22 protein-coding genes are annotated in these 25279 nt (G+C 42.0%); 9 read left to right on the top strand and 13 right to left on the bottom strand.

All coding sequences use genetic code 11. The features are described 5' to 3' along the window. Positions 1–35 precede the first annotated feature (35 nt). The 6 genes from ENH88_RS12445 to ENH88_RS12420 form a co-directional block, all read right to left on the bottom strand. Positions 36–800, bottom strand: a complete 765-nt coding sequence (locus ENH88_RS12445) for a hypothetical protein (protein ID WP_304182566.1) — start codon at positions 798–800, stop codon at positions 36–38. Beyond that, positions 775–1614, bottom strand: coding sequence for a hypothetical protein (locus tag ENH88_RS12440; protein WP_304182564.1), 840 nt, complete (start codon positions 1612–1614; stop codon positions 775–777). Before ENH88_RS12440 ends, ENH88_RS12445 begins: the two co-directional genes overlap by 26 nt. A 440-nt stretch (positions 1615–2054) precedes the next feature. Next, positions 2055–2723: a GntR family transcriptional regulator gene (locus ENH88_RS12435; protein WP_064664536.1), complete on the bottom strand. Its 669-nt coding sequence runs from the start codon at positions 2721–2723 to the stop codon at positions 2055–2057. 133 nt (positions 2724–2856) lie between these two features. Continuing rightward, the gene (locus ENH88_RS12430; RefSeq protein ID WP_192540332.1) at positions 2857–4353 is read right to left on the bottom strand and encodes an aldehyde dehydrogenase (NADP(+)); all 1497 of its coding nucleotides are present in this window, start codon (positions 4351–4353) and stop codon (positions 2857–2859) included. Between the two features lie 13 nt (positions 4354–4366). After that, on the bottom strand, positions 4367–5368 hold the full coding sequence (locus ENH88_RS12425; protein WP_064664538.1) for a 4-hydroxyproline epimerase: 1002 nt from the start codon (positions 5366–5368) through the stop codon (positions 4367–4369). Then, entirely contained in the window at positions 5368–5550 is a 183-nt protein-coding gene (locus ENH88_RS12420; protein WP_064664539.1) for a hypothetical protein, read from the bottom strand. Before ENH88_RS12420 ends, ENH88_RS12425 begins: the two co-directional genes overlap by 1 nt. A gap of 210 nt (positions 5551–5760) precedes the next feature. Between ENH88_RS12420 and ENH88_RS12415 the strand changes: the two genes are divergently transcribed. The 3 genes from ENH88_RS12415 (at position 5761) to ENH88_RS12405 (ending at position 9088) form a co-directional block, all read left to right on the top strand. Further along, the gene (locus ENH88_RS12415) at positions 5761–7050 is read left to right on the top strand and encodes an NAD(P)/FAD-dependent oxidoreductase (RefSeq protein ID WP_283709020.1); all 1290 of its coding nucleotides are present in this window, start codon (positions 5761–5763) and stop codon (positions 7048–7050) included. A 25-nt stretch (positions 7051–7075) separates the two neighbouring features. Continuing rightward, positions 7076–8296: a M24 family metallopeptidase gene (locus tag ENH88_RS12410; RefSeq protein ID WP_304182563.1), complete on the top strand. Its 1221-nt coding sequence runs from the start codon at positions 7076–7078 to the stop codon at positions 8294–8296. 135 nt (positions 8297–8431) lie between these two features. Next, positions 8432–9088 carry a DsbA family oxidoreductase gene (locus ENH88_RS12405; protein ID WP_304182562.1) on the top strand — a complete coding sequence of 219 codons (657 nt, stop codon included), beginning with the start codon at positions 8432–8434 and terminating at the stop codon, positions 9086–9088. Between the two features lie 58 nt (positions 9089–9146). On the opposite strand, the gene ENH88_RS12400 is transcribed toward ENH88_RS12405, so the two are convergent. Together ENH88_RS12400 and ENH88_RS12395 are read right to left on the bottom strand one after the other, a co-directional pair. Then, a complete protein-coding gene (locus ENH88_RS12400; protein WP_304182561.1) occupies positions 9147–9887 on the bottom strand; it encodes an SIMPL domain-containing protein in 741 nt (246 codons plus the stop codon). 121 nt (positions 9888–10008) lie between these two features. Then, positions 10009–10326 (bottom strand): hypothetical protein, encoded by a 318-nt coding sequence (locus tag ENH88_RS12395; RefSeq protein ID WP_304182559.1) that lies wholly within the window; start codon positions 10324–10326, stop codon positions 10009–10011. A 350-nt stretch (positions 10327–10676) separates the two neighbouring features. On the opposite strand from ENH88_RS12395, the gene ENH88_RS12390 reads away from it, so the two are divergent. Continuing rightward, positions 10677–12089, top strand: a complete 1413-nt coding sequence (locus ENH88_RS12390; protein WP_304182557.1) for a YfcC family protein — start codon at positions 10677–10679, stop codon at positions 12087–12089. Between the two features lie 111 nt (positions 12090–12200). Here ENH88_RS12390 and ppiC read toward each other — a convergent pair whose 3' ends face one another. The 5 genes from ppiC to ENH88_RS12365 form a co-directional block, all read right to left on the bottom strand. Then, positions 12201–12479 (bottom strand): peptidylprolyl isomerase PpiC, encoded by a 279-nt coding sequence (gene ppiC, locus ENH88_RS12385; RefSeq protein ID WP_064664548.1) that lies wholly within the window; start codon positions 12477–12479, stop codon positions 12201–12203. A gap of 62 nt (positions 12480–12541) precedes the next feature. Beyond that, on the bottom strand, positions 12542–13450 hold the full coding sequence (locus ENH88_RS12380) for a hypothetical protein (protein WP_304182555.1): 909 nt from the start codon (positions 13448–13450) through the stop codon (positions 12542–12544). Positions 13451–13467: 17 nt separating this feature from the next. Next, a complete protein-coding gene (locus tag ENH88_RS12375) occupies positions 13468–13893 on the bottom strand; it encodes a thiol-disulfide oxidoreductase DCC family protein (protein ID WP_304182553.1) in 426 nt (141 codons plus the stop codon). A gap of 57 nt (positions 13894–13950) precedes the next feature. Beyond that, positions 13951–16305 carry an alpha-glucosidase gene (gene ygjK, locus ENH88_RS12370; protein WP_304182574.1) on the bottom strand — a complete coding sequence of 785 codons (2355 nt, stop codon included), beginning with the start codon at positions 16303–16305 and terminating at the stop codon, positions 13951–13953. A 4-nt stretch (positions 16306–16309) separates the two neighbouring features. After that, positions 16310–18073 (bottom strand): MFS transporter, encoded by a 1764-nt coding sequence (locus ENH88_RS12365; protein ID WP_064664551.1) that lies wholly within the window; start codon positions 18071–18073, stop codon positions 16310–16312. Positions 18074–18138: 65 nt separating this feature from the next. Between ENH88_RS12365 and ENH88_RS12360 the strand changes: the two genes are divergently transcribed. The 5 genes from ENH88_RS12360 to ENH88_RS12340 all read left to right on the top strand — a co-directional run bounded on the left by ENH88_RS12360 (position 18139) and on the right by ENH88_RS12340 (position 25264). Beyond that, positions 18139–20607: a hypothetical protein gene (locus ENH88_RS12360; RefSeq protein ID WP_064664552.1), complete on the top strand. Its 2469-nt coding sequence runs from the start codon at positions 18139–18141 to the stop codon at positions 20605–20607. A 273-nt stretch (positions 20608–20880) separates the two neighbouring features. Further along, positions 20881–21693, top strand: a complete 813-nt coding sequence (locus ENH88_RS12355; RefSeq protein WP_064664553.1) for a hypothetical protein — start codon at positions 20881–20883, stop codon at positions 21691–21693. Next, entirely contained in the window at positions 21694–22734 is a 1041-nt protein-coding gene (locus tag ENH88_RS12350) for an extracellular solute-binding protein (protein WP_304182550.1), read from the top strand. Then, complete coding sequence (locus ENH88_RS12345) at positions 22734–24233, top strand: ABC transporter permease (RefSeq protein ID WP_304182549.1); 1500 nt, start codon at positions 22734–22736, stop codon at positions 24231–24233. Before ENH88_RS12350 ends, ENH88_RS12345 begins: the two co-directional genes overlap by 1 nt. Before the next feature lie 14 nt (positions 24234–24247). After that, positions 24248–25264, top strand: a complete 1017-nt coding sequence (locus ENH88_RS12340) for an ABC transporter ATP-binding protein (RefSeq protein ID WP_304182548.1) — start codon at positions 24248–24250, stop codon at positions 25262–25264. Positions 25265–25279: the final 15 nt, after the last annotated feature.

Raw genomic sequence — 25279 nt, 5'->3', positions numbered from 1 at the left:
AGAGTTAAGGCTCATTTGTGTTAGCTGAATTTTCATCAGTAGTATCGAGTAAAACACTCTTTATACTCACCATCGTCTAGAGCCGACATAAATAACTGAATCATGTCATTCATAGTTTTGACTGACCAAGCTGCCACTTCTTCGGATTGCAATAAATCAATCCAACTAGTCGTCCCATCAACTTCAGAGATAATTCGTTTGGATTTTAGCTGTCGAATAAACTTAGGGTAAGACTTTAAATCAATATTTGGCTTAGATGCAGCACCGTCAGTAACCATGACCTCGGGCTTATTGTGCACTATCGCATTTCTGACCTCGACAAGGATTTTAAATGATTCGAATACAGATTGTGACTTAAAGTCTTCATTATCAAAAAATAGCTTCAACGCATAAAAGTATTTATCCTGTAATCGTTCTCTTTCAGCGACCATCCTATGCATTTCAAAGGCATACTCTCTGACTGTATAACAACTCCTAGCTCCAGAACCTAAATAGCGCCTGTATTCAAATGATTCATTTATAAATGATTCGAGAACCGATGCGCAAAACACAATACACGGTAGAGATTGAGCAGAATCCAGAGCTACCACTCGCTGTGTATTTATAGCTATATCCCTCAACACTGGTGTGTTTGGGGAAAAATGATATGTTTTAATCATTGATACTCCTGATTTAGCTAACTCCCAGCTCAACTGCGTAGCAAGCTGGCGGGCTTTTTTGGAACAAAAAGCGTGACAGTTTGCGGAGTCAGATTGCAGCTGCTTGTTAAATGCATTACTCCGCTGGTTTCTGAAGTTCATCTACCAGTTGCTTTGAAGATTTATCTTCAAGAAAGCCCCTCTTCGTTTGAAGTTTCTCAAGCAGGTAATGATTTGCTAAATCAAACTCGGCAAATATGGTTCCCCAGGTTTTTACATACCCTTTTATCCGGTCATTTTTGGTGCTGAACACTAGTCCAGGTTCGTTATTAGCATCTGCCGTTTCTAAAGCTGAGTTGATATCGAAATCTTTATCAGAGATTTTTCTACCGACCAGTATTATTTCAAATCTCATTTTCTCCATTGAGAAGCCCGAGTGCTCGGATATTATTCGCGCATAGTCTCGGATTTGCTTAAGATGCTTTTCGTTGAGTGCAACTGCTGGCCTCTTTATTTCGATGATCGTACACTGGTAGTAAGACTCCCCTCTAGAATTGAATCCAATATTCTTTCTAGCTAAGAATAAGTCTACCTGTCGTCTGACCCCCTCAATATCTAACCCACTTTCTAAATCCATTGACTCAAAGTCACCTTCATCAATTGAATCTATTCCTTTTACATGATTCCTAAGATTCAAAGATATTTTTTGGAAGTCATCCTCTTCAGCACCGAGCATTGTGTATTTGTTACCGAAAAGCCAAGTATTACTTTCAATAATTCCTTGCAAATCAGGCGTTTCTAGAACTTCTTTATAATGTTTAACCATTATTTCTCGAAGCTTGTGGACAGCAAATTCCCTCTTTTGAAGGACTTCAATAGTACTAATAATATTTTCTAACGATGAGTTTTTAACCTGCTCCGAGAATTTATTTAGTCGAGAACTGACATTTTTGTTAACCGAGAATAAAGTACGCATATCACAATAAAATCAATCGCTTACTTTAAATTTAAAAAACCAAGCAAGAATTAATGCTAATTACATACCGAGAATTTTAGTATCGAAACCGCAAGCTTCTATTAAAGGAACAACTTAACCTTGTTTTAGCGATACAAAAATGAACCGCACATACAGTTATGAACGCTTGCAAAAAGATACGCTGCACTGTTGAAATTCAAAGTGCTTAGTTAAGTCTCGTTTAATTAGAAAGGCGGTAAAACACAGCGAAAGGGTATGGTTTGAGATATGAAACAAAACCGTTCATTTCATATCTCAATACTTGCTTACTTGCTATCAATGACGTTGCACTCAGTGCACGTATGATGCCTTACTTGGGTGACTAATTTACTGAAAAGTACATCTCTAAGGCAATGAACTATTAAGTGGATACTGCACAGTGCAGCTACAACTTATAAAGGTTACCTTTTCTCGTCTTCAATTTTTAGTAATAGCTTTTTAATGTCGTTTTTGGCGCCTAAGATATGTTTTTTCAAAAAGTCACAGGCTTTTTTAGTGTCTTTTGCGCGGCAAAGCTCTAGTAAAGTACGGTGCTCTTCGGGCGCGGTGGTTAAGCCACCTGCAAGTAAAATATGCATGCGTACATAGCGCTCTGAATTTTTACTATACATATCTACCAGCTCACGGGTTTGTGGCCGTTGCGCGCGCGAATATAATTTACCATGAAATCGACTATTTAAATCGCCTGTGGCAAGGTGGGTGTCGCCCGCATCCATAGCGCTTTCAAGCTCAGTTAAAATAAGCTCAGCGTCGATTAAATCTTGATCTGTTAAACCGTCTATTGAATGGCTTAGTAGCTCTGCTTCAAGTAAGGCTCTTAAATCAAAAATCTCATCAATTTGTGATGCTGAAAGCTCTGTTGCAGTCGCTCCTTTGTGCGCTTCGAAGTTAACAAGCCCTTCTGCTTCTAGTTGAAGAAGTGCCTCGCGTACAGGAATACGGCTTACATTAAGTTCCGCAGCGAGTGCAGCTTGACGTAGCGGATCACCGGCTTTGATCTCACCTGTTAATATTTTTTCACGGATTGCTTCTGCGACTAATTGGGTACGGGTTTTGTGCTCGATCGCCATGGTGAACCTCTTACATTGCATTTAGCATACATTATACGCAAGTTCACCTATATGCCAAGCGAGAATCTGCCTGAACCTATCTAAAAATAAGGAAAGCGGGAATATGCAATTTACCTATCCCGCTCAAGAATAGTTATGCTTGATAACAAATTGGTCGCATAAAACGTAACATTGCATTTGTGCCCACAGAGGTACTGCGTACATCAGTTGAACTTGGGAATGGTCCACCGTGGTTCATTGCAGCGCACACCTCAACACCTGTTGGCAGCTGATTCTTTATCAAACGGCCTACTTTATATTGCAGCGCTTCGATAAGGCTATCAGCGTTGTTTAAATCAGCTTCAGTGCCATGAATACTGGCGGTTAACTGCCCTTGTAATTGGTTTATCAATGTCATGAGCTGCTGTTCACTGTCGTAGCGCACCACTAACGCAGCAGGGCCAAACACTTCTTCTTGCAAAGCTGAGATTGCTAAATAGTCATCAGCATTACAAGCAAATACATGTGCATTTGCATGAAATTCATGCTCCAGCTTGCCTTTACCCAGCACGCTAAGCTTATCAAGCTGAGTTCGCTCTGCTATTTGGTGTTTAAAGGTTTTAACAATCCCTGGGGTGAGTAAAGTGTCTGATGGGGCATCATTAATACACGCTGTTATATGTGCTTCGAGTTCGTCACACCCGGTTGGTACTAACCAAAGCCCTGGGCTAGTGCAAAACTGCCCGTTCCCCATCAGCATTGACTGGCAAAGTGATTGTGCCATCTCTTTGCTATGTTCAATGGCTTTATTGGGTAAAATAACTTGTGGGTTAATACTGCCAAGCTCACCATAAAATGGTATCGGCTCTTCACGCTTGGCAATTGTTGCTTGCAGCTTGCTGGCCACATTAAATGAGCCTGTAAACCCCACCGCTTTTATTGCCGGCGCAGCCACTAATTGATGCGATATGTCGTAGGCTTTGCTTTGTACCATGGCAAACACGCCTAACGGCATTGCACATTCTTTAATGGCTGCAAGCGCCACACGTGCCATCAACTCACCCGTTCCTGGGTGCGCGGTGTGGTTTTTTACAATTACTGGGCAGCCTGCTGCAAGGGCTGCGGCGGTATCCCCGCCCAGTGTTGAAAAGGCGTACGGGAAATTAGATGCACCAAATACAGCCACCGGCCCCAGCGGTAAATAGTTAAGTTCAGTGTGCGGCTTTGGTAACGGTGCTCTGGTGGCATCTGCTTCATCCACTATTTTTAAACCCAGTGGCGATTCAGGGTTGTCACGTAATGCATTAGCAAAGGCTTTAAGCTGATTTACGGTGCGCATACGCTCACCTTGCAAACGTGCCAGCGGTAAGTTGGTTTCTTGCTGTGTTTGCTCAAGTAACTCATCACCAAGCGCTAAAATATGATCAGCAATACATTCTAAAAAATCTGCTCGTTGTGCAAAACTGGTTTTACGATATTCATAAAACGCCGATTGTGCGGCTTCTATTGCACTGTCTAACTCAGTGGCGCTGAGGTTAAAAAAGCGCGTTGCGAGTGGTTCATTGCGGGCGGGGGAAAATGCGTTAAATTCACCATTTCCAGAGTGACCGAGCCATTGCCCTGCTACTAAACTTTGTCCTGTTAATGTCATGCTTTGCTCCTCATTAAATTACTTGAAACCCAAATGCGTATGGGTCATCGTCATCTACGGTGATAGCACTTGTGCCCGTCACCCTAGACCAACCTTGAATACTTGGTAAGATAGCTGTTATGCCTGCGATCTCTGTTACGTGTTCAATGCAACCAATAAACTGGCTGCCAATATAACTTTCGTGAATAAAATTTTGCCCTTGAGCCAACTGCCCTTTGGCAAATAGCTGTGCCATTCGGGCGCTAGTGCCTGTTCCACATGGCGAGCGATCAATGGCTTTATCACCATAAAAAACTGCATTTGCGGCGTCTGAATTGGCATTTTTTGGGGTGCCTGTCCATAAAACATGGCTTGCGCCTTGAACGGTTGAGTCAAGCGGATGAACACATTTAATTTTGGCGTTTATTGCATCACGCACTAGCGGGCTATATTGCAAAATTTGCCCAGCCGTTAAATGTTCAATGCCTTTATAATTACCTTGCGGTTCAACAATAATGTAGAAGTTGCCGCCATAGGCGATATCTACTATCAGCTCGCCCAACTCAGGTACTTCAATAACAATCGACTGGTGTGCTAAATAGGCAGGAACATTATAAATTTTTACCCACTGCACTTTACCACCGGTCATTTCATAATTGATTTGAACACGCCCAGCAGGTGTGTCTAACAATAGGGTCCCTGGCACTTTTGCATGTAACAAACCATGCTCTAAAGCAAATGTAACAATGCCCATTGTGCCGTGGCCGCACATAGGCAAACACCCAGATGTTTCAACAAATAAAATAGCGGCATCGCCGTCTTCCGTGGTCGGTGGATATAAAAATCCTCCCGACATCATGTCGTGACCGCGAGGTTCAAACATCAGTGCTTGGCGTATCCAATCGTGATTTTGCAAAAAATCTTGGCGCTTCTCACTCATGCTCAGTCCGCTCAATTGCGGGTGACCACTGGTTATAAGCCTCACGGGGTTACCACAAGTATGGCCGTCAATACAAAAAAAACTTCCTTTACGCATCACCTAGCCCACTTTAATTTTGTTAGGTTAGTAGGGCTTGCTATAGCCAGTGCAATCATGCCGTGAACAGCTTTGTTGATCAGTTCATCGCTCATGTTTGCTGTTGTTGCAAAGTTAATGGAGTCGTCTGCACTAAACTGAGCCATTACTGCTGCACAGACTCCTTGCCAAGTTACTGTCATTTTAATTACCTGATTGATGTTTAGGCTTGATATCATAGGTATATTGTATACAATAATCAATATCCCAATTTAATATTTTCTTACTTCATTCATAGTACGAGGTGTTTTAGGGCTAGATATTTGACTAATACATTGATAAAAAATGCAATTAATCACAACTCGGCATGCTTTCGGGATAATCAGCAAATTGCATAATTGAGGGTATACATTTTGAAACATCAAAAAACACAGCATGTAGCTGTAGTTGGGGCGGGGATCATTGGTATTTGCTGTGCGTTAAACTTACAACGCGCTGGCTTTATGGTCACTTTATATGATGAGAATGGCTTAGCCCAAGGCTGTTCAAAAGGCAATGCGGGGCACTTTGCCACTGAACAGGTTTTTCCGCTTGCGCACCCATCACTAATAACAAAACTACCGGCCATGCTATTAAACCCATTAGGGCCACTGCACATTGATTGGCGTTACCTATTCAAAGCCCTGCCGTGGTTTTGGCAATTTGTTAGAAACATGCCTACAAAAACCTATCATGCAAACACACAAGCACTTAAAGCATTAAACCAACAGGCTATTCCTGCTTACGAACGACTGTTAAATGACTATGAGTTAGGGCACCTGCTGACTAAAAAAGGCAGCTTGCTCACCTTTGAGACCACTTCACTCAACAAAATTAACAGCTTATTACAAAGCTATGTTGCACAGGGTATTAATGTTGAATTACTTGATGCTGAGCAAGTTCAGTTACTCGAGCCTAATTTATCGAAAACGATTCGCTACGCATTATTGTTTAAAGACGTTGCCCACAGTGTCGATCCACACTTATTTTGCCTAAGCCTCGCTGAGCAATTCAGTACTTTAGGGGGACAGTTCTGCCAACAAAAAATAACGGCTGTACAACAGACTACACAAGGATATGAGCTGATCAGCCAAGCGCAAACAAACATGGCCGATAAAGTTGTGATTGCGGCAGGTGCGTGGAGTAAAGCGTTACTAAAACCACTCGGTTATAAAGTACCACTTGATACTGAGCGAGGTTATCACTGCATGTTGGCAAGTGATCATGGACTTGCACGTCCTGTAGCTTCAGCCGAGCGCAGCTTTATTATGACACCAATGAGCCAAGGTTTACGCTTGGCTGGCACTGTGGAATTTGCTGGGATAAAACGAAAAATGAACAATAAACGCGCCTTAGCATTACTGCCAAACGCAAGAGCGCTGCTTCATCCATCAACAGCTTCGTTACATGCAAAAAGTACCTGGATGGGTTGTAGGCCATCGCTACCGGATTCATTGCCCGTTATTAGTAGAGCCCCAAACCACGACAACCTGTACTTTGCTTTTGGCCATCAGCACTTAGGATTAACCCAAGGCGCCGTGACCGCAGAGCTAATAACCGCCCTGTGTTTAAATCGCCCGCCGCAAATAGATATACACCCTTATTGTGTGAGTCGCTTTTCAACGCAACCCGCTTGCAGTAAAGCACAGCCACACGCACAATAGCCGCATATAAATAAAGGAGAGCACCATGACAACATTCGGAATTGGTACGCAAACTAAAGAACAAGCACTCGCCAGTTTAAGCAATATGACTGACGACTTAACCCCCATTCAGGCAGATGAACATCTAGCACGCATTGCCAAAGCGCAAGCCTATATGCAAGCTAATGGTATTGATGCCATCTACTTGAATGCTGGCACCAACTTAACCTATTTTACTGGCATGCGCTGGTACGCTAGTGAACGACTAGTTGGTGCTATTTTACCCGCCAAAGGTGATGTGCAATACATAGCGCCATTTTTTGAGATTGGTTCGCTGAACGGCTTTAAAGTCATAGACGGGCCCATTCGCGGCTGGCAAGAGCATGAAAGCCCGTATGCTCTGTTTGTAAAAATAATCACTGAAATGGGCATTGCTGCCAATGGCACTGTGGGAATTGACGAAAGCGCGCAGTTCTTTATTTTTGACGGTATCAATAAAGCGCAAACAGGCTTAAAGCTTATCAATGCACAACCTGTCACTGCGCACTGCCGTATGCATAAATCAGCAAATGAATTAGCGCTGATGCAGCGAGCGATGGATATGACCTTAGCTGTGCATCAAGCCACTGCAAGTATGCTTTATGAAGGTATTAGCACCACCGAAGTGGAAGCCTTTATCAAGCAATCCCACCAAAAAGTTGGGGCGCCAGGTAACTATTTTTGCATCGTATTATTTGGTGTAGCAACCTCGTTTCCCCATGGCGTGAAAGACCCACAAATTCTTAAAAAAGGCGATATGGTTCTGATCGATACTGGCTGTAAAGTACATGATTACTTATCAGATATTACCCGCACCTATGTATTTGGTGAAGCAACTCAGCGCCAACGCCAGTTTTGGGACTACGAAAAAGCCGCTCAAATCGCCGCGTTTAATGAAGCAAAAATTGGCCAACCATGTGAAGCCGTGGATGCTGGCGCCCGTAACTATTTGGCCGCCCAAGGGTTAGGCCCAGAATATCAAACACCGGGTTGCCCACACCGCACCGGCCACGGTATCGGTTTAGATATTCACGAATGGCCTTATTTAGTAGGCGGTAACAAAACCCCTCTCGCAACTGGCATGTGTTTTAGTAATGAACCTATGCTAGTGGTGCCTGACGAGTTTGGCGTGCGCTTAGAAGATCATTTTTACATGACCGACAACGGCCCAAAGTGGTTTACCGAGCCTGCTCACAGTATTGAAAATCCGTTTGGTTTAACCGATTGATCTAAACCAGAACATAGTAAACCACTGCACGGTAGTTTCCCCCGTGCAGTTTGTTAGTTAAAAATACTCAGCTCTTGAATTAACGCCCCCTCGCCTGCATATCCCAGTTACATTTGGTAAAAAATAGGCTCACTCATGAAAAAGCTTAAAATCGACATCGTTTCAGACGTTATGTGTCCGTGGTGCATCATTGGTTATAAAAATCTTGAAACCGCATTGGCGCAATTAAGTGACGAATTTACAGCTGAGATCAGCTGGAAGCCATTTGAACTAAACCCTGATATGCCAGTTGCAGGGCAAGATTTAAATGAGCATTTAGCGCAAAAATACGGCCTAAGCGAACAACAAGGCGATGAAAACCGTCAACGTATTTTAGAGATGGGTGAACAGGCAGGCTTTGACTTTAATTTTGACGGCAAGCGCATCATGATCAACAGTTTTGATCTACATAGATTACTAACATGGGCTGCCAGTGAAGGCAAACAAACTGAATTAAAACTGGCATTTTTTAAAGCACACTTTACTGATTTAGTGTATTTAAATGAGCAAGATACGCTGCTTGATGTGGTAGCAAGTGTTGGTCTTGATAGAGCCCGCGCAAAACAGATTTTAGACTCAGGCGAGTATTTCCAAGACGTTCGCAGCGAACAAAATACGCTACAACAAATGGGCATTACCTCAGTGCCAACCTTTATCATCAACGATCAATTCGCCCTCACCGGCGGCCAACCAAGCGATGCATTTGTGCAAGCATTTAAGCAAATCGCCGAGCAAGAAGCGCAACAACAGTAATAAAATTAAAAGCCATGTAACAACTAAGTTATCTGGCTTTTTACCCTAAGTGCCAACTTTAGGGAGCTGTCGGATCTGTGAGTTCTAAATCAAATACGGCACTGACTGATGCCGAAAAAATAATATTTTCCTGCAAATACTTACCTGGACTTGCAAATTGCTGAGCCCGATTACCCGTCACTACAATCCGTTCAATAGCTTGATTTTCGCCATACCGATTAAAACTATTATTGGTCGCCGAGTTGATACTATAAATGCCCCCAAGCCTCGCACCAAACGCCTTGGCTAATGAAATAGCCTTCTCCTTGGCATCACTCACAGCCAGCACATTGACTTGCTCTTTTAGGGTCTTCGCTGCGGATGATTTTAGCTCTATACTTTTAATTGCATCAACTTTTACGCTCAGTGCAAAATCCAGGAGTGCATTCAGGCGCTTAATATCCGTTAATGTTACTTTAATACTGCGGTTAGCTATATAGCCTTCCAATTGCTGTTTATCATTCTCGGAATACGAATAGCTTGGCTGCGTGTTAATAGTTGAAGCAGAAACATTCGTCTCATCAATATTAAAGTTAGAGATGCCAGCTAAAAAACTATTGATCCTATTATCAACATCCTTTTTCGCATCTAAACTAGAGCCTTGCAAACTTTCTACTTCTAAGTTAATCACAGCAATATCTGGTTTTGCTTTTAACTGCGCCTCCCCGATGACTGCAATATGTCGGTTTGCGGGCAAAGCCGTATTTGCATTGACACATGAAGTAAAAATCAAGAAGGCAAAAATACTAACGTAGTTCATAATATCCCTTTTCCAAAATCTAAATTTGTAGCGACAAGGCAACTTTACGGCGTTTCTGTTTTGATTACTCTAATATTGCTAAACCAACGATAGCAGCTTTAAGGGTATCGCTGACGATGAATTATTTAGCTGTACTGCTTGCTTCCACCTCAGTTTTATTTTCGCCACATTTTATTTCTTTCTCTCCAAGATGATAAGTATTATTAACTAAAACATAAGTACCAGAAATAATAGCAGATGTAGGAATGAGGATCGGTGATAAAATCAACCCACCAACTGAATAAAAAGAATTGGTCTCTTCGGCTACATCAACTATTTTGAGGACTTTCATATTTGTTGATAATTCGCATTTATGCGTATGAGATTTATCAACAACAGGCACGGTAATACAGCCATATAATAAAGTTGTCAGTGAAATGATCAAAATACATTTTTTCATGATCTATCCTTGAAAGTGATGATACTCACTAAAACATAACGAGCATATAGAAACACTTGATTTTAATTTATTTTTTATTGATGGTTCACCATAGCTGAGTTCCTATTTGGGTTCAATTGTTTACTTTAATTTTATGTAAAAGCTTTATTGTTCACTACGCACCAGCCATTTCTCAGCAAATTTAACTAACACCTTTCATGCACTTTCTTTAATGAAGCTCATAATTTCAACTTAGTTACATTCCTTTACAGTCCACGTTGCTATTTTTATTGTGATTTTACAACTCGTGTTATCCTTAACAAAAAACAGCGAAGCTTCATTCGCTGTGCCAATTATAAAATGGAGAATGTATGAGTAACTCTTTCAAAGTGCCGCATACTTTGATTTTACTGCTGGGTATGATGGTCACTGCGTTAGTTGCTACCTGGTTAGTACCACAAGGCTTTTTTACTACCACACTATCTGATTCAGGCCGTGAAATGGTCGTTGCGGGTACCTACCAAACGGTTGCAGAGCGTCATTATTTGACCCCTTGGGATTTATTAACAGCAATACCGCGGGCATTTGCAGCGGCGCAAGATGTGATATTTTTTGTATTGATTGTTGGCGGTGTTCTTGCCATTGCCCGCGCTACCGGCACGGTTGATGCGTTAATTGGTCGCTTACTTGAGCGTCATGGCAAAAAACCGCAACGACTTATATTTATGGTGGTATTTTGTTTTGCTTTAGCATCAAGCAGTATTGGTACTGCGGGTGAATACATTCCATTTGTGCTAATTTTAGTGGCTTTATGTAAAGCCATGCGCCTTGATGCGATGACTGCGGTGGGGATGATTGTCGCAGGTTACGGTATTGGTTATGGGGTGTCTGCGTTTAACCCATTTACGGTACTCATCGCGCAACAAATTGCTGAAATCCCAGTTTACTCTGGTTTATGGTTACGTTTAGCGATTTTCGTACCATTTGTACTCATTGGTTTTCATCATGTATGGCAATACACCAAACGTGTTGCCAATGATCCCAGCAAATCAATGATGTTGGATGTACCCTGCCCACTTAATGATAAAGCCACGCCAAATTATCCTGAACTTGCACTGCGTCACAAACTGATTTTAGGCAGTTTTATCATAACCCTTGCTATCGCGGTATGGGGCATTGCCACTAAAGGTTGGTACTTATACGAATTAGGCGGGGTATTTATTGCGTGGGGTGCTGTGGTTGCAGTGCTTGGCAAATTATCAGCGGATGAAACTGCAAATCGTTTTATTGAAGGGGTCTCAGATCTCGTCACTACTGCTATTTTAATCGGTGTAGCTCGAGGTATCGCTTTAATTTTAGAAGATGGGCAAATACTGCATAGTTTAGTTCATGGCATGTCGCTACCGCTTTCGTATGTGAGTGCGGAGATTTCCGCCATTGGTATGTTAGTTATTCAAACAGTGCTGAATACCTTTATTCCATCGGGCTCAGGGCAAGCGTATGTCACTATGCCATTAATGGCACCACTGGGTGATTTAGTCGGTGTGCCACGCCAAGTCGCTGTGCTTGCCTATCAATTTGGTGATGGTTTTTCCAATATGATTATCCCTACAAATGCGGTATTGATGGGTATTTTAGGTATGGCAGGTGTGCCCTATGGTCACTGGTTCCGTTTTTGTTTACCACTGTTGATCAAACTGATGGTCGCGGCTTCCATTGTATTAGTGCTTGCAGTGATGTTTGGTTACGGTTTAGATGTACAACCTAGTGCCGTTGGCAGTTAAATAGTTTGGCTATTTAAACGTAAAAACCACCTTTATTGGTGGTTTTTACGTTTAAATCAAAGTCATTCGTTTTTCTAGCTAACTTTACTCTCACTAACTCGTCACTAAATTCTAAGTCCTGTATAGCACTTTAACTACATGCCAACCGAATTTGGTTTTTACTAAATGCGGTTCAAGAATTTCTCCGCTAAAAGCCACTTTATCAAACTGCGGTACCATTTGGCCGCGTTTAAATTCGCCTAAATCACCGCCTTTTTTACCCGATGGGCAAGTAGAATGCTTTTTTGCCAGCACTGGGAACTTAGCGCCTTTTTTTAACTGTTTGATGATGTCTTCAGCAAGCTCTTTATGCTTAACTAAAATATGTAATGCGTGGGCGGTGCTAGCCATGATCTGTCTCTACTAAATTAAACTGTTGCGATTTTAACACAACAAATCTGCAATGATCATTATCACTGGCCATAATAGCCAATTAAACGAATAGCTAACCCAATTTCATCGCGGTAGTTTAGCTCTTCCCGGTATTCTACAAAGGGCTCCACTTCAAAGAATAGCCAACTGTACTGTGCTTGCTGGCGATAACGATACGAGAGTGTATAACGGGTTAAATCATCAAAGCTATTTTGTACATTAGCGCCAAATACCATGGCCCTTTGCGGATCGGGTATATAACTTAAGTACACTCCAGAGCGTAATTCACTATCCATTTCATCGGCAATTTCGCGGTAATTAGCAGATATATTGAGAGCGTAAAATTCATTTATTTTTGTATCGCTTGAGAGCTTCACAAAATAACCAAAGCCATCGGAGAAGTAATACTCCGCGCCAGCGGATGCAGAATATAAGGTGTTGTTAAATTCTTTTTTCCAACTAACCGCACTGCGGCCATATAACTGACTGCGTGATACACCAATACGGTTTTCAAACTCTAAATTAGCAGTGCGCTCAACTAAAAACTGCAATGCGGCATTTACTTCGTCATCGTCTTGATTTAGGCCTGAGTTTGTTTCAAATGGTAGGCGGCTGAATTCATCTGCGTCATTATCGATTATCAGGTTTATGCGGTTTTCCCAACTAGGTAAGCTCAAAGACACTTTAAATCGCGCTTCGGTATCAGCCAAATCAGCACTGCGTGGCGCCCAACCTAACTGTAAATATCCCTTGGCATGAGCTTGACTCTGAGTACTGTCATCACTTAACAGATCATCTAGCCATTGGGCCGTATTTTGCATTCGCAAATTAAGTTTATCACGCATATCGACCATCATCGGTGCGTCATTGTTTTCGTCACTTTTGGCACACACACCAAGACTCAATAACAGTGAATACAACACACTTAATTTCACTAAATAACCCAACAACTGTATGCCTTTAATATTTACAAGTAGTGTTGATCATACTCATCACTTGGCAGCACGCAATAATTATATTGGCCAAATAATCGATAGCGATTAAACGCAATACGATCATATGCCCAATCGCGGACACCTTTAGGAATTATTCGCAGTATTTTAACAAAGCGCCACGGCCCGCCAAGTTGTGATACTACATTGATCACCCCATCGCTTTGTGTGATGCATTGACTATTTGCAACATAGATCATGGTTTTGAAGCTATCCGTTGGGTAGCTAAAGTGCTCAAGTATTGCTTGGCCTTTTAGAGACTGCACACTGCATAATTTAAACTGTAGTTTGCTATCGTGTTTAATAATAAAATTGCACCACGCACTGCAGAGCCGACACTGCCCGTCAAATAAAATGATTTTATTGTTCTTAATCAGTTGGGGGACGTTAAATGAATACATAAGCTCTCTTACTTGCTACAAGGAAAATGCCCTAACCAGCTATAATAAGCAGTGTATTTAATCACACCACTTTCCTTGCTTTTGTACAATGAGTAGTAAATGCGCGGCACTCCAAGAAAAATTTGGCGCGCCTTGTTGCTCGCCTGTCAAAGGATTGTAATTTTCACGAATAGGCGCACTTGCTAATAAGCCATCAGCATGTGTAAGTAGTTGCTCGCTTAGCTGCTGCGCTTTTTCACAATAACCATAATGGCTCATTCCAACTAAACCAAAATAAACTTGGTCAAGCCATACTCTGCCACGCCAGTATATATCGGCCCCAAAGGCAGGATTGGTTAATGCGGCACTACCAAACGGCACATGGGTATTGAATTCGCGTGGATCCAGCATTGCATCAACCACTTGCTGCGCTTGTTCAACCGTGGCAACTTGATTAAATAACGCCGACCACCCTTCAGGACCTTTTCCACGCTTAATTAAGGGTTTACCCGCGCAACCATTTTCAAGCGGCTGCGGCGCAATTTCTATGTCGTAATAAAACCCTGTCGTTGTATCAAACATGCAACGGTTAATATAATCTCTTAATCGTGTGGCTTGTTTTAACAAGTAACTAGCCTGGCGAGGATAATTCAGCTCTTTAGCCATTTTACTTAAATAGCGATTATCTGCTGCCATATATGAAGCCTGATCGACTGATTCTTGCAGTAGTGAGTAGCCAATCAAACGCCCCGAGTTATCAAAATTTTGTGCAAAATCAACATGCCAATCAGTGGCTTGACCGCCATTTTTTATATACCTTGCGAGTTGTTCGCTGTTAATGAATCCAAACACCGCAGCGTCATCTCGACCAGACTCCCACGATGCAGCGGTTTGCGCAGGAATTTTTACTTGCCCTTGCGGGTTTGTTTTTAATGCATTTTGGTAGTTTGTTAGGCCACTGAACGCTTGCCAACCATTAGCTGTATTGACCTCAAATCGTAACTTGCCATCACTTGTATTGTGGGCTTTATCAACCGTTGCACCATACTCTGGTACACCATTATTGTTGTGATCACGATTTGTTAACCACCAATGTCGATACGCAATCAGCTTTGCAAACATTTCCTCAAGCCATTGCTTATCATTTGTGTATTGATAAACTTGCCACACAGCCCAAGCGGCTAAGCTCGGTTTGGTATTTCGTTCATTCCAATTTATACCATCGCCACCACGCTCAGGGCTTAAATTGTAAGCCACTAAGTCTGGAATAAACCCAGCATCCCAAGGTCTTACAGCATCATTTGCGGTTATTTGGTGTTCAAATACCGCATTGAGATTTTGCTTTGCTAGTTCTGGGTGAAAAGTCGCCAGAGCAAAAGCTTGCTTATAACCATCCCACGGCCAGGTTTGATTACCGGAAAACCAGCGACCCGTCACGGCAGGACTTACGGTATCAAACCCCACAGCACCGGCTTTACTACGCCAATTACCTATCAAGGTCTCTACACTTTTTACCGCCAATCGTTGATAGCTTAGATCGTTATTTAAAATGGGTCTGATCGCTTGTTCTATATAATGTTGCCAACGTTTTTTGCTGCCTGATAAGTAGTTCTCTGGTTGCTTTAGAATATCAGCAATCTTGACCTGTTCTCTCGCTACCTCTTGGCTATCCAACAGGTATGAGTAAGTAGTATAAAAAGTGTGATCACCAGCGATATTAGTGTCACTTACATAACTCAGCTTGCCGTGTGTGGTTTTAACCGGCAAGGTTTTATGTAATTGTAGCTGTGAGCTACCCGAGGTGAGTAGCTGGCCAAAAGCACGTACTTTACCAAAGCTCAACGTTATATTACCGTCTGTTACTTGCCACTTTGGCTGTAATTGTGGATATACCGCAAACGGTGAACGTGCATCTTTTACCTTGCCATTTTTAGCACTCATATGCTCAACAAGCTGCCCTTCGAACTGTAGAATAAGTGGCTTCTCGGTGATAATTTGGGTTTTCACCAAAGACGTACGATTTGTAACAAAACGCAGGATCAAGTTGATTTGCACCCCGTCTCCCCTAAGCTCTTGTACTAAAGCGCCAGGCAGACTGTATGCCTGCATAGTGAGCTTAACTTTATTAGCATTGCTAATTTCCCCACCTTTATAAACAGTGAGCTTTTCAAAATACGGAGCAATAAAATTAAGGTACTCTTCAGTTATAATAGCAGGCCCAGTGAACGCGCCGATATTTTCTTCAGTTGGCAACATATGCCCATGCCATGCGCCTAAATCAAAAAGTGGACTAAAGCGTTGATGCCCACCATGTTCAAAGTCTTGCAAGTAATAAGGGCTACCCACTCGATCTATTAAATTTCTATAATTAGCATCATTTGCATATATGCTCTGAGTGTAAAATGTGATTATTAGAAAGGTAAAAACACACACATATTTAAACTTCACGATTCGAATCCTTTTTATACCGTGCTAACAAATAAAAACCCAAGCCAGTTATCAAAGCAATAAAAGCAAACAATAACCACATCAGTTCAGGCTGTTGCCGAATTTTGACTAAGTAGCCGTAACTCCAGCCAGATAAAAAACCAGCAAATAAAAAACCAAGCGCCATAGAAACAAAGTAATAGCCCATAAACATTGCTGCATTACCTTTGGGGGCTATGCTCGCAACATACTCCTGACTTTTTGGGGAAGTTAGCATTTCGCCTAATGCAATCAATAGGATCACCGCGACAATGGTGGCTCCCCCCAAGGTTGACGCAAATAAATCTGTACTCATTAAGAGTAGTAGCAAGAACGCCCCTGCGGTAACAATTAAACCACTAATTAATACTGATATTACTTTAAAGTGTTGGCACTTAACGCTAACGATTATTTGTAATAATACAATAGCAGCAAAATCTAAGTTTATAAGGTATTCAGGGTTAATCTGACGGTAAACTAGCCAATTGGCAACGAGTTGGCGGCTCTGCTCCTCACTAAAATGTGATGTGTGTATATGCTCTATAAACAAAGCTATTTCATCAATTGGTACATTCACTTTTAAGTGCACCAGTTCTAAACGGATCTGTTCTAAGCTGACATCAGCTATGGGTATTGCACTGTACTGAGCTGCAAGAGCTTGCAATTTACTATGTAAAGCTTGGCTGTCCACATAGGCAAAAAAATCCACCGCGGACTGACCAAAAAAAGCCATAAAAGCTACCAAATCCTGCGTATCAATATAATCTCGAATAAACAGCGGTAAGGTATAGAAAAGTTGATTATAGACAGTCCAGAACCCTGTTAAAATAGCTAAGTAGAGGGCAAAATCGCGATTGCTCACTCGTACTGGTTGGTAAAACCATTGACTACTTTGGTTACTGCTAAGTGCTTTATCCCATATCCAATTTAAAGCCAACCAAATCGCGATAAATAAGAATGCCTGCGAGTAACTTAACCAGCTCACTCCTGCTGCCATTAGAATAACTACACTCACAAATAGTAATAAGGCGAAGCGGCTATTTCCCAATACGTGTTGAGCTTGTTGTAAAACCAATTTCAAACTGGTTTCATCACGTTCGCGGCTCGATTCCCGATAAAAAGCAAGGGGTATAAAGTTTATCAGGATCCATACCGCAGACATTATAAATACTGCGTCCCAGCTAATTGCTCGTAAATATCCAGCAACTAGAGGGCCTATAAAACCACCTAAATTAACCATAGTATAAAAAATACCAAAACCTAGACCACGGTTTGAGTCATTGGTATTTTGACTAATGGTACCAACAACCACAGGCTTAAAACACGACGCGCCAAATGCCACCAACATTAAAATCATAAAAAATGGCCTGAACTCAGTTACTTGTCCTAAAAAATAGTAACTAGGCGCCATTAATATAAATGAAGCAGCAAACATTTTTTTGTAACCATACCTATCTGCAAGTGCCCCGGTGATCACTGGTAACAAGTATAAAAAGAAAGGAATTATTCCTTGCACGGCTCCGCGCTGTGCATCACTAAACCCTACGCCACCTTGTTCTATAGGTGTGGTCATATAGACAGATGAAACAGCAAAGAAGCCATACCATGCTAAGCGTTCGAATATTTCCATGGTGTTAGCAATATAAAAAGCTAGACCAAAACCTTGCCAGCCCCCTTTCACAGTTTTACTAGGTTGCTTTGGCGCAGTGGATTTTAATGGTTGATTGTTATTCATAGTTTACTTTTTAAATTAAACACAGTATTTTATATTGCATACAATATACAAATAAAACAACCATAATGATAAAAAACATATTCTTTTTAATAACTCTCGCACTACTAACAGCTTGTGGCACTGAACAAAGTGATATTGCACAAGACACCACCATCCCCTTGGCCAAAGTAGATAAAACATTAAAGGCTGACATCTCAGTACAGGGCTATACCAGTACCATGAATAACATTGATATTGAGTTTTTAGGGCAGACAATCCCTTCGACTTACAGCGATGGTAAAATAGGGAATAGTCGGGGTTATAATTGGTGGATAAGTAAGCATTTCGCGCTAAAAAGCGATCTTCCTGAGGAAAAAGTCACCCTATATTTAGAGTTACTAGAAATGGCTTATCCCCATTATGTTGCTTTATTTGGCATGGAGCCACCTAATATTGGACGTCAACGCATTGCCGTAGTATATGGTAGTAGCCGCGCAAGGGTGCGTGAAGCAATGCTAGATGATGGTTTTTTACGTGGTGTTCATAAAACCGCTGGCGGTGAAACCATGTTTTATAATCGTGCTGGATATAACTTCCCCAGTCACCGAGAGCATCATCAACGTTATATTGTGATTCACGAAACCATGCATGCTTTTCACATGGCTCTTAATGGTCACTCAACCTGGGCTCCTAATTGGATCACAGAAGGTTTAGCAGACTCTGTAGCTCATCATGTTTACGATCCAAAACAAAAACAGCTCACCGTTATGGTGTTTGACCGCGCGCCCATGAACTATATTGAAACGGGTTTAAAACAATATTACAGTGCTAATAAACCCACCATTGAGCAAATAAACGATGATCCTGCACTCAAACGCGGGCTTAATTTCTTTATAATTCATTACCTTTTAAGTTCGCCCGAAAGAGCACAATATTTTGCCTATTTTTTAGAACAACTTAGGTTAGCAAACCCACATAGTGAAGCCACGCTGTCAACAGCTAACACACTACTTAAACAAACATTTAAAGATTGGCAAGCAATCGAACAAGGGTTTGCTGACTTTGTTAAAGAAATAAAACCGAGCTTTCATATTGTCTCAGGCCCATGGGAGCAAAATGGTAACGCTTATTGGTTAAGAAACACCGACTCAGATAAACTAGCGCGATTAGATATAAACCCCGCTAACACTGCTACTCACCCCGTCATGGATTTCCCTGCTCCCGCTAAACATGAGTTAATCAATATTGCCAATAACAACCAAGTTGCTGCTTTAATTGAATTTGAAGCTTCACACATACATCGAGGCGAAATAGGGATTGCTTTGCAACTAGCACGTAGCGAACATAATAAACAATACCGCACTACGTTTATCGGCACAGAACGCCCCAAAGAAGATCATTTGCTATCGTTTACAGTCATTGATGGTGAACGAATCGTTATTGAGAGTAGTCATAGCGAGGAATTGAAAACTTTACAAATAGCTTTAACACCTGAAATAAAACACGCTATAGCGCAAAATAATCTGCTTGGATTAAATATTGAGATAGACCAATCGCAGCTCAACATTACCGTAAAAGCTAAATATAATCAGGTCATTAAACAACAGTTTGCGATTCCTTTAACCAAAGCATTAAGCAAAAGCTTGGATGCTGAAAAAATAAGTTTATTAAGTAAAAATAATAACCATGCAATTACACCATACCTTTTTTCGCATATATCTTTAAGGCAAAGAGTTTCAGGCCATACACAGGTAACTAACCCTTGGTTATTTAAACAATCTAATTTACTGAGTCGCCTATTTAAAACCTGCCAACAGCACTTGTCTCAACTCAATAACTGCGACACTGAACTGAGCAATTTAATGGCCAAGATACCGTCAACTGAGCAACATACAAGTATTCATACCGAATTGACTTTAATTCTCCACCATTACATAAAACAATTAGGCCATAATGGATTTAAAACATTATCAGGTTTCGACTCACACATTTACTTTAATCAACAAGACGCTTTTTTAAGAGTTTATAATCCAAGCGACTTTGATCTAAAAATGTCTGCCGATGTAAGCTTCCTTAATGACAATAAAGAGATTATAAATACCCAACACATTAGCAACGTATTAAGCTCGGGGACGCACAACCTTGATTTAGTCCTTCCTAAAGACACGGCGCGCATTGTGGTAGAACAACAGCTACAGTGGCAATCACTAAACTATCAATCAACTTTACAGCAAACACTTCCCTTTTTTAATGGTGTAGAACTGACTGTAGAGCACAGTAAAAGTGATAAGGGTAATTGGTTATTCAATGTCACATTATCTGGGCCCTACTCAGGAAGAACCACAGGGACATTAACTTTGTCTGCCAACTCCTATGAACAAGCTATTGCGATAAATTCACAGCAACAGGCTGTCGAAATAGTCCCTTATGAAGACAAAACCTACCGCTTTGAATTAGCACCTAATCGCCTGCTTAACTTAGTAACCGTTACTGCGCTATTAGATGTAGATGGCGAAGCTATAAAAATAGTAAAACACGTTAAGCTAAGTCACTAAAATTATAAAACGTTTTAAGTTATGAGAACTAGCTTAAAACGTTTACTTACTTGCGCATTAATTAAAAAATAAGTGTATTATTTTGTTACTTTTGTTCAATATATCAACAACTGCACATCTAAACCCAACCCAAGTACCTCGCTACTTTCATTAAGCTATTTATTAATATAGAAAAAATAGGATTTTAAGTGTAAATTTAGGTATATTGCTTTTAATCATTTTTATCGATATGATAATGGCTATCATTTACAATTACCTTTCGGATCCTCAGTTATGAAAGCAGTATTCAAATCAGCTACAACTTTAGGTGTCAGCCTTCTTTTAATGTCAACATTTGTTGCACAACCTGTATTGGCAAATGGCCCAATTGGCGAACATGTAAATCACCTACAAGCAAATATTAAAGATTACTCTGAAGAAGTTGAATGGATGATCGGCAAAGTCGATACCATGGTCAGTGACTACGAAAGCAAAGGCGCTAAGGCCGTTAAAAGCGACGACCTAATTGAATATTGGGAATCAGTTAAATTCCACAGCGCAATTGAAACAAATTACGTACCTGTATACGCCTCTATCTGGCAAGGTATTTACGGCGTAAAAATGGCCATTGATAACAACAAGCCAGCGAGCGACGCTCGTAAGCAACAAGCTGCTATGAATGCCGCATTGTGGCAAGGCCTTGGCGCTGTTAAACTAGCTGCGCAATTCCAACAAAAAGGCTTGCTCGCAAACGTAAAAGCGACCGCAACAGCCGGTATGACTCAAAGTGCCACGATTGATGAAATTAAACATAAACTTGACCGTGTTGTTGCCAAATATGCAGAGCGCTTAAGCGATGAAGCCACCAACATTGTTCACGATACTTATCTGCACTTGTTTGAAGGTGTTGAAGGTACGCTCATCGAGCAAGATGCAAAACTTGTTGAAGTACTAGAAAAAGACTTTAACGTGACGCTACCTAAAGCAATTGCCGATAACAAAAGCGTTGATGAAGTACGCGATGTGATAACTGACATGCACACTAAATTAGACCGCGCAAAAGTATTACTCGAGAAAGCCGAGAAAGCACGTAAGGATGTATTTTAAGTGAAACGTAGGACCTTTATCCAAGGCCTAGCTGCGTTTGGGGCAATTGGTACATTACCATTGCCTTTGTCTCGCGCACTAGCAGCCAGCATTGCGAACCCTGTTTCTGTGGATGACTTACCCAAGCTAAAAGGTGAGCTGACCCTTTATTTAGGTCGTGGTGAAGGGGGGTTATACGAAAATGTGCTACAAGCAATTGAGAAAAAGAACCCTGATTTTAAACTGGGTATTCGTCGCGGTCCTACGGCTGCGTTAGCAAATACTATTGTCGCTGAAGCAAAAGCCGGCGTTCGCAGAGCCGATTTATTTTGGGCTGTTGATTCTGGTGCGATTGGCTTGGTTTCTGATGCAGGCCTTGCACAACCAATGCCTAGTGATTTATCAGCACAGTTACAGCCACAATTTCGCTATAAAGATTGGGCTCCTATAACAGGCCGTATTCGTACTTTACCGTATAACACGTCACGTTTAACAAAAGAGCAAATTCCAACCAGTATTATGGAAATTGCTGACAGCGACTTAAGTATTGGTTGGGCGCCTGCCTACGCATCGTTTCAATCATTTGTCACCGCAATGCGTATTCTCGAAGGTGACGATAAAACAGCGAAGTGGCTGAAAAAAGTTAAAAAACGCGCTAAAACCTACGCCGGCGAATTAGGTGTAGTGATGGCGGTTGAACGCGGTGAAGTGGATATTGGTTTTGCAAATCATTATTACACGCTGCGTTTAAAATCAGGCAAACCTGATGCTAAGCTTGATTTAGCGTTTACCGAGCAAGATGCTGGATGTTTAGTCAATGCTTCGGGCATTTTAGCGCTAAGCGACGATCCACTTGCGACTAACTTTATGCGCTACTTATTAAGCACTGAAGTGCAAGGTTATTTAGCCCGTGAAGCGTATGAGATCCCACTAGTTAATGGTGTAGCATTACCAGAGGGGTTACCTGCTTTGAGCAGTATCTCGCCACCTAAGATAGACTTAACTCAGCTCGCTGATTTACGGCCAACGATTAATTTGATGCGTAATAACGGCGTACTGTAATGCGACTACCCCCTTCTTATCCAATGGCGCTGCTTGCAGCGCTCATTACGTTAACCCCTATTGTTATTTTAATTACGCTGGCCACTGATGCCAGCTCTTTGTTTGATAGCCATAATTTAAAAATTCTCAGCAATACACTGTCATTAATGGTACTCACCGTTATTGGCTCTATTTTGATCGGAGTACCGCTGGCTTTTATTAGTGCGTATGTCCATTTGCCTTTTAAAAAGCTGTGGCTGGTGTTTTTTGCAGCCCCTTTAGCTATCCCCAGTTATATTGGCGCCTTTACCCTTTATGCCGCTTTTGGCTCTGGGGGGGAAATCCATAACCTACTCGGTATTGAACTGCCCTCGATGGATGGTCTCAGCGGCGCCGCAATTGTGATGACGCTTTACACCTTTCCATTTGTAATGATGACCACCCGCTCGTCTTTACTCAGCCTTGATGCAAGCATGGTTAATGCAGCCCGTACGCTCGGTATGTCGATGACGCAAAGTGTGTTTAAAGTTATTTTACCACGGGTGGTAAATGGTATTGCCGCAGGTTCACTGTTGGTTGCGCTGTATACGTTGTCAGACTTTGGTACGCCAGCGATGATGCGCCTTGATACCTTCACTCGAGTTATTTATGTTGAGTACAATTCCTTTGAATTAAGTCGCGCAGCCATGTTGTCGTTACAATTATTGGTGATCGTTGGCTTTTTACTGCTGATTGAATCACAAATTAAAACCGCCAGCGAACGCCACGGCCGAGCGTTAATGTTATTCCCTAACAAATGGCAACTCGGCGCCATGTTTGCGACCTTTGCGCCGGTTTTATTGTTAGCTATCGGCTTACCACTGACGATATTTTCACTGTGGCTCGCTCGCGATGGCTTTAGCTCATTTGATTTTAGTATTGCATGGCATTCAGCGTATGCATCGGCTATCGCTGCCGTGGTGGCTGTCATAGTCGCAATACCTGTGGCGCATGCCGCACTCAGTGGTAAAGCCGGTCGAATGATGGAGCGGGTCACTTACTTTGGCTTTGGTATTCCAGGCATAGTGATGGGTACTGCCTTAGTGTATGGCGGCCTGCAACTGCCATTTTTATATCAAACCTTAGGGTTGTTAATTATTGCCTATATGCTGCGCTTTTTACCTTTAGCGGTTGGCTCAGTACGTACCAGCACCGAACACCTTGACCCTAGTTTAGTTAAATCTGCACGGGTCCTCGGTGCCAGCCCTCGCGAGGCTTTTACCCGTATTACCTTGCCATTGACGATGCGCGGCATCATCGCAGGCGCTGCTTTAGTGTTTTTAGAATCAATGCGTGAATTAGAAGCCACGTTATTACTTGGCCCAACCGGCTTTGAAACACTATCGACTTATTTATGGCGTGTTTACGAAGCGGGCTATTTTGGCCGTGCCGCTATTCCAGGGTTATTATTAGTACTGATCTCTGCGTGCGGTTTAGCTATTATGATGTCTGGCGAAAAACGTAACCAACCCGAACATTGAGGATTTAAATACAAATGCTATCTGTAAGCCAGTTGTCTATAGATTATGGCAGTAACCGTGTAGTAAGCGATCTAAACTTGGCGCTTGGTGAAAGTGAAATACTCATGCTTGTAGGCCCTACAGGCTGTGGGAAAAGTACTATTTTGCAAGCTCTCGCTGGGCTTATTCCGATCAGTGCAGGGGAAATAAACTTAGGCAAATGGCGTGCAACGCCAAAGCTTACAGTCCCTCCTGAAAAACGTAGTGTCGGTATGGTATTTCAAGACTTTGCATTATTTCCTCATTTAACTGTTGAGCAAAACATTTGCTTTCGCTTAAAAGACACCGCTATTGCTGATCATTGGATCACCTTACTTGGTCTTGAGGCATTTCGTAATAAAAAGCCGGCCACCCTTTCAGGCGGACAAAAACAACGCGTCGCCCTTGCGCGCACCCTTGCCCATCAGCCTGACTTTGTATTACTTGATGAGCCACTTTCAAACCTTGATGCGGCACTCAAAGATATGCTGCGCTGGGATATCCGCAATGCGCTTAAAAAAGCGGGCGTACCGGCAATTTGGGTCACTCATGATCAAGAAGAAGCCCTGTCAGTAGGCGATAGTGTGGGTGTGCTCGATGGCGGTAAAATCCAACAAATTGATACTCCTGAGCGTTGTTTTAGCATTCCTAATAACCGCTTTGTTGCGCGCTTTTTAGGTGAAGCAAGTTTTATTCGCGGTCAGTTTGCAAATCACCAAGCAACCACTGCAATTGGCAATGTACCCGCTCACGGCGTTGATTGCCAGCAAGGTGACGTAGACGTGTTACTGCGCCCTGACGATGTGATGCTAGTGCAAGGCGAAATTGGCAATAATGGTGTAGTTGTATGGGTGCGCTTTGAAGGTGGCAGCCGCTTATGTGCGGTAGAACTTAGCTGCAAAACCGTTGTGACAAGCCGAGTAAGTCATGAGGTAGTAGTCAGCCCTGGCGATAAAGTACATGTCTCTTTAAGTACCTCTCACCCGTTAGCTGTCTATAAGCGCGAAGATTAACAAAAAAAGCCCATT

Source organism: Pseudoalteromonas prydzensis (assembly GCF_011050055.1).
In the GTDB taxonomy this organism is placed as follows: Bacteria; Pseudomonadota; Gammaproteobacteria; order Enterobacterales; family Alteromonadaceae; genus Pseudoalteromonas; species Pseudoalteromonas prydzensis_A.
Note: the sequence above shows the minus strand (reverse complement) of the source record. Positions and strands in the feature narration are given on the sequence as shown.

Excerpts from the sequence above, each read along its gene's own strand:
- ENH88_RS12345 (WP_304182549.1), top strand. The coding sequence starts at position 22,734 with ATGCGACTACCCCCTTCTTATCCAATGGCGCTGCTTGCAGCGCTCATT.
- ENH88_RS12400 (WP_304182561.1), bottom strand. The coding sequence starts at position 9,887 with ATGAACTACGTTAGTATTTTTGCCTTCTTGATTTTTACTTCATGTGTC.
- ENH88_RS12360 (WP_064664552.1), top strand. The coding sequence starts at position 18,139 with ATGATAAAAAACATATTCTTTTTAATAACTCTCGCACTACTAACAGCT.
- ENH88_RS12445 (WP_304182566.1), bottom strand. The coding sequence starts at position 800 with ATGAACTTCAGAAACCAGCGGAGTAATGCATTTAACAAGCAGCTGCAA.
- ENH88_RS12440 (WP_304182564.1), bottom strand. The coding sequence starts at position 1,614 with ATGCGTACTTTATTCTCGGTTAACAAAAATGTCAGTTCTCGACTAAAT.
- ENH88_RS12425 (WP_064664538.1), bottom strand. The coding sequence starts at position 5,368 with ATGCGTAAAGGAAGTTTTTTTTGTATTGACGGCCATACTTGTGGTAAC.
- ENH88_RS12420 (WP_064664539.1), bottom strand. The coding sequence starts at position 5,550 with ATGACAGTAACTTGGCAAGGAGTCTGTGCAGCAGTAATGGCTCAGTTT.
- ppiC (WP_064664548.1), bottom strand. The coding sequence starts at position 12,479 with ATGGCTAGCACCGCCCACGCATTACATATTTTAGTTAAGCATAAAGAG.
- ENH88_RS12355 (WP_064664553.1), top strand. The coding sequence starts at position 20,881 with ATGAAAGCAGTATTCAAATCAGCTACAACTTTAGGTGTCAGCCTTCTT.
- ENH88_RS12365 (WP_064664551.1), bottom strand. The coding sequence starts at position 18,073 with ATGAATAACAATCAACCATTAAAATCCACTGCGCCAAAGCAACCTAGT.
- ENH88_RS12340 (WP_304182548.1), top strand. The coding sequence starts at position 24,248 with ATGCTATCTGTAAGCCAGTTGTCTATAGATTATGGCAGTAACCGTGTA.
- ENH88_RS12395 (WP_304182559.1), bottom strand. The coding sequence starts at position 10,326 with ATGAAAAAATGTATTTTGATCATTTCACTGACAACTTTATTATATGGC.
- ENH88_RS12430 (WP_192540332.1), bottom strand. The coding sequence starts at position 4,353 with ATGACATTAACAGGACAAAGTTTAGTAGCAGGGCAATGGCTCGGTCAC.
- ENH88_RS12375 (WP_304182553.1), bottom strand. The coding sequence starts at position 13,893 with ATGTATTCATTTAACGTCCCCCAACTGATTAAGAACAATAAAATCATT.
- ENH88_RS12405 (WP_304182562.1), top strand. The coding sequence starts at position 8,432 with ATGAAAAAGCTTAAAATCGACATCGTTTCAGACGTTATGTGTCCGTGG.
- ENH88_RS12410 (WP_304182563.1), top strand. The coding sequence starts at position 7,076 with ATGACAACATTCGGAATTGGTACGCAAACTAAAGAACAAGCACTCGCC.
- ENH88_RS12435 (WP_064664536.1), bottom strand. The coding sequence starts at position 2,723 with ATGGCGATCGAGCACAAAACCCGTACCCAATTAGTCGCAGAAGCAATC.
- ENH88_RS12390 (WP_304182557.1), top strand. The coding sequence starts at position 10,677 with ATGAGTAACTCTTTCAAAGTGCCGCATACTTTGATTTTACTGCTGGGT.